Origin of the sequence: Tenacibaculum dicentrarchi (assembly GCF_964036635.1) — a bacterium.
Lineage (GTDB): Bacteria > Bacteroidota > Bacteroidia > Flavobacteriales > Flavobacteriaceae > Polaribacter > Polaribacter dicentrarchi.
This window is the reverse complement of the sequence record NZ_OZ038524.1, coordinates 1,936,022-1,944,387: the sequence shown is the minus strand read 5'-3', so window position 1 is coordinate 1,944,387 and position 8,366 is coordinate 1,936,022. Positions and strand designations below refer to the sequence as shown.

5 protein-coding genes are annotated in these 8,366 nt (G+C 31.5%); 3 read left to right on the top strand and 2 right to left on the bottom strand.

Annotation, left to right across the window (positions count from 1 at the left end; genetic code table 11):
• Positions 1 to 10 precede the first annotated feature (10 nt).
• Together ABNT14_RS08390 and ABNT14_RS08385 are read left to right on the top strand one after the other, a co-directional pair.
• Positions 11 to 925, top strand: coding sequence for a PorP/SprF family type IX secretion system membrane protein (locus tag ABNT14_RS08390; RefSeq protein ID WP_101902159.1), 915 nt, complete (start codon positions 11 to 13; stop codon positions 923 to 925).
• 23 nt (positions 926 to 948) lie between these two features.
• The gene (locus ABNT14_RS08385) at positions 949 to 2,895 is read left to right on the top strand and encodes an OmpA family protein (protein WP_101902158.1); all 1,947 of its coding nucleotides are present in this window, start codon (positions 949 to 951) and stop codon (positions 2,893 to 2,895) included.
• Positions 2,896 to 2,981: 86 nt separating this feature from the next.
• On the opposite strand, the gene ABNT14_RS08380 is transcribed toward ABNT14_RS08385, so the two are convergent.
• A complete protein-coding gene (locus ABNT14_RS08380) occupies positions 2,982 to 4,151 on the bottom strand; it encodes a histidine decarboxylase (RefSeq protein WP_101902427.1) in 1,170 nt (389 codons plus the stop codon).
• Positions 4,152 to 4,552: 401 nt separating this feature from the next.
• Entirely contained in the window at positions 4,553 to 7,408 is a 2,856-nt protein-coding gene (gene gcvP / locus ABNT14_RS08375; protein WP_101902426.1) for an aminomethyl-transferring glycine dehydrogenase, read from the bottom strand.
• 127 nt (positions 7,409 to 7,535) lie between these two features.
• Here gcvP and ABNT14_RS08370 point away from each other — a divergent pair, with 127 nt between their 5' ends.
• Positions 7,536 to 8,348, top strand: a complete 813-nt coding sequence (locus tag ABNT14_RS08370) for a hypothetical protein (protein ID WP_101902425.1) — start codon at positions 7,536 to 7,538, stop codon at positions 8,346 to 8,348.
• Positions 8,349 to 8,366 lie beyond the last annotated feature (18 nt).

Below are 8,366 nucleotides of genomic sequence, written 5' to 3'. Positions count from 1 at the left end.
AAAAAACAATATGAAAATTAGATATTCAATACTATTAATTCTATGTATAATCAGCGGAATTAATGCACAACAAGATCCACAATATACACAGTATATGTACAATACAATGACCGTAAACCCTGCTTATGCAGGGTCAAACGGACATAGTATCATTAATTTATTAGGAAGAACTCAATGGGTTGGTGTTGATGGAGCACCTGATAGTCAGACATTAAGTTATGACACTCCATTAGGTTATAGTGGAGTAGGTTTAGGAATCAACTTAACAAATGATCGAATAGGTCCATCAAACGAACTTTATTTAGATATCAACGGGTCTTATACAATTCGTACAAGCGAAGAAGGGAATTTATCTTTAGGATTAAAACTCGGAGGTCGTAATTTGAATATTGATTGGAATAAAGGACGTATTAAAAATACAGGAGATAAAAAAGTACAAACGAATATTAATAAGTTTTTACCAACCATTGGAGCAGGACTATATTACTATACAAATAATTGGTATTTAGGAGCAGCAATTCCAAATTTTATAAACACCGATCATTATGATGACACTGTTAATGGTGGAGATATAGCAAAAGAACGCAAGCATTTATTTTTTATCGCAGGATATGTTTTTGATTTAAGTGATAACATAAAGTTTAAACCCGCAGCATTGGCAAAAGCAGTAAAAGGAGCGCCATTATCAGTAGATGTGTCAGCAAATTTTATGTTTAACGAAAAATTTACAGGAGGTTTGGCTTGGCGATGGGATGATTCTATAAGTGCTTTGTTAGGATTTCAAGTAAATAAAAGTTTATACTTAGGTTTTGCATATGATTTAACGAGCTCAAATTATAGTAATTATAATTCAGGAACTTATGAAGCAATGCTACGTTATGAAATACTTAAGGAACAGGCTATAAAATCTCCAAGATTCTTCTAAAGATAAAAGAAAAACGAATTCAGATGAAAAAAATAATATACATACTAATTTTATTAATAAGCACAGCTAGTTTAGGGCAACGTAAATATGCTGCAGATAGATATTATAAAGAATTTGCCTATAAAAAAGCTTCCGAATTATATGAGTCAATTTATAAAAAAGGCGATAATTCTTATTTAGTATTAAGTCGTTTAGCAGATGCTCAATATTTCAATTTTGAATTTACAAAAGCAGAAAAGTATTATGCAAAATTAATGGAACTTCACGAAGAAAACGTTTCTTCTAAACATTTATTTAGATACTCTCAAGTATTGAAAACGAATGGTAAAATAGCTGAATCTGATACTTGGTTGTTAAAGTTAAAAGGAGAAAATAGCAGTGATAGTAGAGTTAAATCATTAGAGAATAATAAAGATTATTTTGCAGAATATTCCAATACAAAAAAAACGTATATTAATATTCATAATGTATCAAGCAATACAAAATATTCTGATTTTGGTGGTTTTATTTATGATGACGCACTTTATTTTGCATCAACGAAACCAAAAAATAAAAGAGATAAAAAGTTATATAAATGGAATAAACAACCATTTTTGAACATCTATAAGGCAAAGCAAAATAATATAGTATCTAAAAAAATGCTAGATTTAGAGAAATCAGAAATGCTTGAAGGATTAAGTTCAAAATATCATGAATCTAATATAATTATCACAAAAAACGGAAAAAAAGCCTATTTTACAAGAGATAATTACGATGGAAGAAAATTAAAAGGTGATGAAGATCAAGTATCTCATCTTAAAATTTACAGTGCCGATAAAATAGGTGAAATATGGGGTAATGTTCAAGAATTACCTTTTAATAGCAATGATTATTCATGTGGTCATCCAGCTTTAAGTTTAGATGAAGAAACTTTATATTTTGTATCAGATATGCCAAATGGATTTGGAGGTACTGATATTTATAAAGCAAGAATTTTAGGCGATAATAAATTTGGAAAATCAATCAATCTAGGAAGTGAAATTAATACAGAAAGTAGAGAAATGTTTCCATTTATCGGAACAAACAACGAGTTGTATTTTTCGTCAAATGGTCATTTAGGTTTAGGAGCTTTAGATGTTTTTGAAGCAAAATACGTTGAAGGGAAATATGAAAATCCTGTAAATTTAGGAAGTCCAATAAACAGTGCATTTGATGATTTTTCATTTGTAATAAACCAAAAACATTCCCACGGATTTTTCTCATCAAACCGCAAAAATGGAAAGGGAGATGATGATATTTATAGTTTTATAATTTATCAATGTAAAGAGGATATCAAAGGAGTAATTAGTGATTCTCGTACAGGAGAACCAATTTCTAATGTTGTTGTTCAATTAATGAATCCAAAAGGAGAAGTTGTATCATCATTAAAAACAGGACGTACAGGTTCTTATATTTTTAAACAGAGAGATTGTGAGCATAATTTTGTAGTTGTAGCATCAAAAGAAGGCTATAAAAATGTAAATGAACAAGCAGCAACCCTTGATGTTAATCAGCAAGATGTTATTGTAAATCTTAATTTACAGTCATTAATAGTAGGAAATCAGATAGTAATTAATCCTATTTATTTTGATTTTGATTTATGGAACATTCGAGAAGATGCCGAATATGAACTAGAAGATATTGTAAGTGTAATGAATACGTATCCTGAATTAGTTATCAAAATAGAGTCTCATACTGATAGTCGTGGAAGTAAAACTTACAATAGAAATTTATCTGATCGAAGAGCAAAATCAACGCGCGATTATATAATTTCAAGAGGAATTGCATCAAACAGAATAGAAAGTGCGATTGGTTTTGGAGAGGACGATTTATTAAATGATTGTGATGATGCCAACAGTAAAAAATGTACGGAAGAAGAGCATCAGAAAAACAGGCGTTCTTATTTTTATATTGTTAAAGGAAATGAAATTGTAAAGGCAGTAAATGAGTAAAAAAAGTAGTTGCTAAACGCTTAAAAAATAAGTTTTATAATAAAAAAACACGAGGTTAATACTTCGTGTTTTTTGGTTTATATTTTTTATGTTAATGAATAATCAAAGGTGATTTCTTCTTCGATAGTCGGTTCATCGCAATTTTTTAAATCATCAATAAAGGCATCAATTTGTATTTTCGTTACATTTGGCATGCAAATTATATGTGAAATATCACCTTCGGTTGCTAATTGCCATTTATCTTTAATTTTTTTAGATGTTTTAGGTAAAACTACGGTAATTGCATTTGGATTTCTCCATGCTTTAATACCGATTTTTTTTAGTGAAGCTTCACAATATTGTGCAACTTCTAAACTCTTTTGATAGCGTTCTTGTAAACCTTTAATACCCAATTGTTTTAAAGCGTACCATAAAAAAAGTGGTGAATGTCCGTTGCGAGAACCTGTTATGGTAGTATCTAACGAGCCGATATACGAAATTCCTTTGGCAATTCGATCTCTATTGGAGCGTTTTGCCATTAATACGCCCGTTGGTATTGGAGACCCTATAAATTTATGTCCGCTAATAGAAATACTATCAGCTCCATCCATAAAATCGAAGGGTAGGCGAGGTTGCATAAAAGCTCCAAAGGAACCAGATAAGGCTGCATCACAATGAATATAATGGTCTTGAATTGCTAGGCTTGCTAAAATGTTTTTTATGTTAGAAATATCGTCTTTTGCTTCTTTCATAGTCGTACCAAAAGTAGCCAAAACAATAACGGGTTTATGGCGGTTCATACGCACGGTGTTCTTAAAATCTTTATAATCCATTTCACCGTTTTCTTGTGCTTTTATAACAATACTAGGGATGTTTAATAAATGAATGTTTTTACGAATACTATAATGTGTAGATTCGGAATAATAAACAATTGCTTTGGGATATAACTCACGCGCAAGATACAAACCATATAAATTACTTTCAGAACCTCCGTTGGTAACATAGCCCCAAAAATCTTTGGGATTTGCTCTAAATAATTTGGCAAAAAAAGCAATTACTTCGCGTTCCATTTCATGAGTTTGTACTTGGTACGTTCCTTTTTCAAAGGGATCTCCTAAATTGTTAATAGGAAATTGAAAGAACTCATTTAAGGCGGAGTAATCAAAATCTTTTGAAACGGGGTAGCCTAAAAAACCATCACGAGCGGTGGTTAATTGTTCTTTTAGTGTGTTTAATTTTTGTCTATTTTCTTCGGATAAATTTTTAAAACCTGCCATAGTAATGATATTTAGCTATCAAAAGTAGCAGAATCAATAATAATAGTTAGTATTTAGGTTTAAATTTAGATTATTTTTCTGTTTATTTTATTTATATAGATAAATAATCTAAAATTATGTTTTTGGAATACTTTTAATAGAAAAAACACAGTTTTATAAAGATATTATTTTCTGATAAAAAAGATGAATTCATGTACTTTTTTTAAGGTCGTTCTGGTTTTTAGCCCCGATTGAAGCAATTGTTTGAGCTCTTTTTTATTTTTCTTTTAAAAATAAAAAAAGCGAGTGCGCAAAGCGGGAATAGCTTCAAATAAAATTAATATAGAAAAATAATTTCAAAAAAAAACCTCACTATTTCTAGTGAGGTTTTTAAATTTATAAAAAAAGATAAAGAATATTTTTTAAGCTTCTTCGTCAATATAATCTTCAATTGGGTTACAAGAACAAATTAAGTTTCTATCACCAAAAGCATCATCTACTCTACGAACAGAAGGCCAAAATTTATTATCGGCAACATAACTTAAAGGAAATGCCGCCTGCTGACGCGTGTATGGTAAATCCCATTGGTCATCAGTTAGTAAACCTTGTGTATGCGGTGCATTTTTTAAAGGGTTGTTCGTGTCTTCTTTGGTTGCTTCTGAAATTTCTTTACGAATAGCAATCATAGCATCACAAAAACGATCTAATTCAGCTACATTTTCAGATTCCGTAGGCTCAATCATCATTGTTCCTCCTACTGGGAAAGAAACCGTTGGTGCGTGAAAACCGAAATCCATCAAACGTTTAGCGATATCAACTACTTCAATTCCGTTTTGTTTAAAGTCTCTACAGTCAATAATCATTTCGTGCGCCGCTCTATTCATTTCTCCTGAATATAAGGTTTCGTAATGACCGTGTAAACGTTCTTTAATATAATTGGCGTTTAAAATAGCATTTTTTGTAGAATCTGTTAATCCTTTAGCGCCTAACATGGTTATATATCCGTAAGAAATTAAACATACCAAAGCAGATCCCCAAGGAGCAGCAGAAATAGCAGTAATTGCATTTTCACCACCTGTTGGAATTAATGGGCTTGTAGGTAAAAAAGGTACTAATTGAGGCGCAACACATATTGGTCCAACCCCTGGTCCACCACCTCCATGAGGAATGGCGAATGTTTTATGTAAGTTTAAGTGACAAACATCAGCACCAATTGTTGCAGGGTTTGTTAATCCTACTTGTGCGTTCATATTTGCACCATCCATATAAACTTGCCCACCGTTATCATGAATAATTTGGGTGATTTCTTTAATCGCTTTTTCGTACACTCCATGCGTTGATGGATAAGTAACCATTAAAGCGGCTAAATTATCTTTATGTTTTTCGGCTTTTGCACGTAAATCTTCAACATCGATATTTCCTTTTTCATCGGTTTTGGTAACCACTACTTTCATACCAGCCATAACTGCCGATGCTGGGTTTGTACCGTGTGCCGATGCAGGAATTAAACAGATATTTCTATGAGCATCATCATTTGATTCATGATACGCACGAATTACCATCAATCCTGCAAATTCTCCTTGTGCACCAGAATTTGGCTGTAAAGAAGTTCCTGCAAAACCAGTAATAACGTTTAATTGATTTTCTAAGTTTTTTAATACTGTTTGATATCCTTCAGCCTGTTCTAATGGTACAAATGGGTGAATATTCCCCCATTGTGCATTACTTAAAGGTAACATTTCAGAAGCAGCATTTAATTTCATGGTACATGATCCTAAAGAAATCATGGAATGATTTAACGCTAAATCTTTACGTTCTAATTTTTTGATATAACGCATCATTTCAGTTTCTGACTGATACGTATTAAATACCTCATTGTCTAAGAAAGAAGTGTTTCTTAAAACGTTAGGAGCAATTGCGACTGTTGTTGTTAATTGTGTAACAGTAACATTTTGTACATTAAAAGCTTGTTCAAAACAATCAACAATGGCATTAATTTCTTTTAAACTAACGGTTTCATTTACTGAAATAGAAACGTGGTTGTTATCAATATAATTAAAGTTGATTCCGTTTTCTTGTGCAACAGTGCGTAATTTTTCAGCTTCAACTTCAATTAAAATAGTATCGAAATAGGCGCTATTTTTTTGTTTGAAACCTAGTGTTTCTAGAGCTGTAGCTAAGGTGTTTGCTGCAGCATGAGTTTTGTCAGCAATATATTGTAAACCATCTTTACCATGGTAAACGGCATACATTCCTGCCATAACAGCTAATAAAACCTGTGCAGTACAAATATTAGAAGTAGCTTTTTCACGCTTAATATGTTGCTCACGAGTTTGTAACGCCATACGCAATGCACGACCACCGTTAACATCTTTAGTAACACCAATTACACGACCAGGAAGACTACGTTTGTAAGCTTCTTTGGTAGCAAAATAACCAGCATGAGGACCTCCGTAACCTAATGGAATTCCGAAACGTTGTGTAGTTCCTACTACTACGGCAGCACCAAATTCAGCAGGTGCTTTTAATTTTACTAATGATAAAATATCGGCAGCAACAGCTACTTTTATATTTTTTTCGTTACAGTTGGCAACAAATTCAGTATAATCGCAAACCTGCCCATGTTTTCCTGGGTATTGAACAATAGCTCCGAAAAAATCTTCAGAAAAATCAAATTCTTCATGATTTCCTACAACTAATTCAATTCCGATAGGCGTTGAACGTGTTTTTAAAACCGATAATGTTTGTGGTAAAATATCTTCAGAAACAAAAAACTTGGTTACACCTGCTTTTTTCTGAGCACGCTCACGTACATCAAATAATAACGCCATTGCCTCAGCAGCAGCAGTTGATTCATCTAATAAAGATGCGTTTGCAAGTTCCATACCTGTTAAATCGCAAACCATGGTTTGGAAATTTAACAATGCTTCTAAACGTCCTTGTGCAATTTCTGCTTGATATGGCGTATAAGCGGTGTACCAACTTGGGTTTTCTAAAATATTACGTTGAATAACACTTGGCACAATTGCCTCGTTGTATCCTAATCCGATGTAACTTTTAAAAACCTTGTTTTTTGCACCTAATTCGGTAATATGATTCAGATATTCATACTCACTCATTGCAGGAGCTAAATCTAATTCGTTTTTAAGGCGAATATCATCAGGAATTGTTTCAAAAATTAATTGGTCTATGCTATCAGATTTAATCGTTTCTAGCATTTTTTCTTGTCCTTTTGAATTAGGACCAATATGTCTTAGTTGAAATGAATTTGTGTTCATTCTGTGTTGTTTTTTAGTCCATCAAAAATAACAAAAAAGTGTAATTTTTATAGTATGTTTTTGGCTTAAAACTGATATTTTATTAACTAAATGTAATGGTTCTAAACATAAAAACTATTTTTGTGTAATGAATTTGCTAAAAAAACTATTTAATTTTTATATAAACGCTAGTATTCACGTAGCCTTAGCGGTCTGTTCATTTGTTTGTATTACTGCGCTATATTTTAGATTGGAATACAATAAATCGTTGTTGTTTTTTATTTTTTACGCTACAATTACGGGTTATAACTTTGTAAAATATGCAGGAGTTGCTAAATTGTATCATAAAAGTTTAACAAGGCATTTAAAAATTATTCAAATTTTTTCGTTGTTTTGCTTTTTAATGATGTGTTTTTATGTAACTAGATTAAGTTTAAAAACAGTACTCTTTTTTAGTCCCTTCGGATTATTAACACTTTTATATGCTGTTCCTTTTTTTAGTGGATTTAAAAAAAACTTACGAAGCATTGGCTACTTAAAAATCATAATTGTTGCTTTAGTTTGGTCGGGAATAACGGTTTTTTTACCTTTTTTTGATACTCTTGCTAGTTTTTCGAGTTCTCTTTATTTATTAGGATTACAGCGTTTTTTGTTTGTGGTGGTTTTAATTCTACCTTTTGATATAAGAGATGTAAAATATGACGCTATTTCTTTGCAAACCATTCCTAAAAAAATAGGGGTTCAGCAAACCCAAAAAGTAGGTTATGTTTTATTAACACTTTGTTTTTTTTTAGAATTTATAATAACGTCAAATACTAATTTTAAACAGGTTTTTTTCGTGATTTTTACGCTTCTTTTGGTTTTATTGATGCGTTGTTCAGAAAAACAATCAACTTATTATAGTTCATTTTTTGTAGAATCAATTCCTATTATTTGGTTGCTTTTGTTGCTAATAACTTGATATTCTATGGATAAAAAA

Coding starts and splice junctions, on each gene's coding strand:
- ABNT14_RS08370 (WP_101902425.1), top strand. CDS start 7,536: ATGAATTTGCTAAAAAAACTATTTAATTTTTATATAAACGCTAGTATT.
- gcvP (WP_101902426.1), bottom strand. CDS start 7,408: ATGAACACAAATTCATTTCAACTAAGACATATTGGTCCTAATTCAAAA.
- ABNT14_RS08390 (WP_101902159.1), top strand. CDS start 11: ATGAAAATTAGATATTCAATACTATTAATTCTATGTATAATCAGCGGA.
- ABNT14_RS08385 (WP_101902158.1), top strand. CDS start 949: ATGAAAAAAATAATATACATACTAATTTTATTAATAAGCACAGCTAGT.
- ABNT14_RS08380 (WP_101902427.1), bottom strand. CDS start 4,151: ATGGCAGGTTTTAAAAATTTATCCGAAGAAAATAGACAAAAATTAAAC.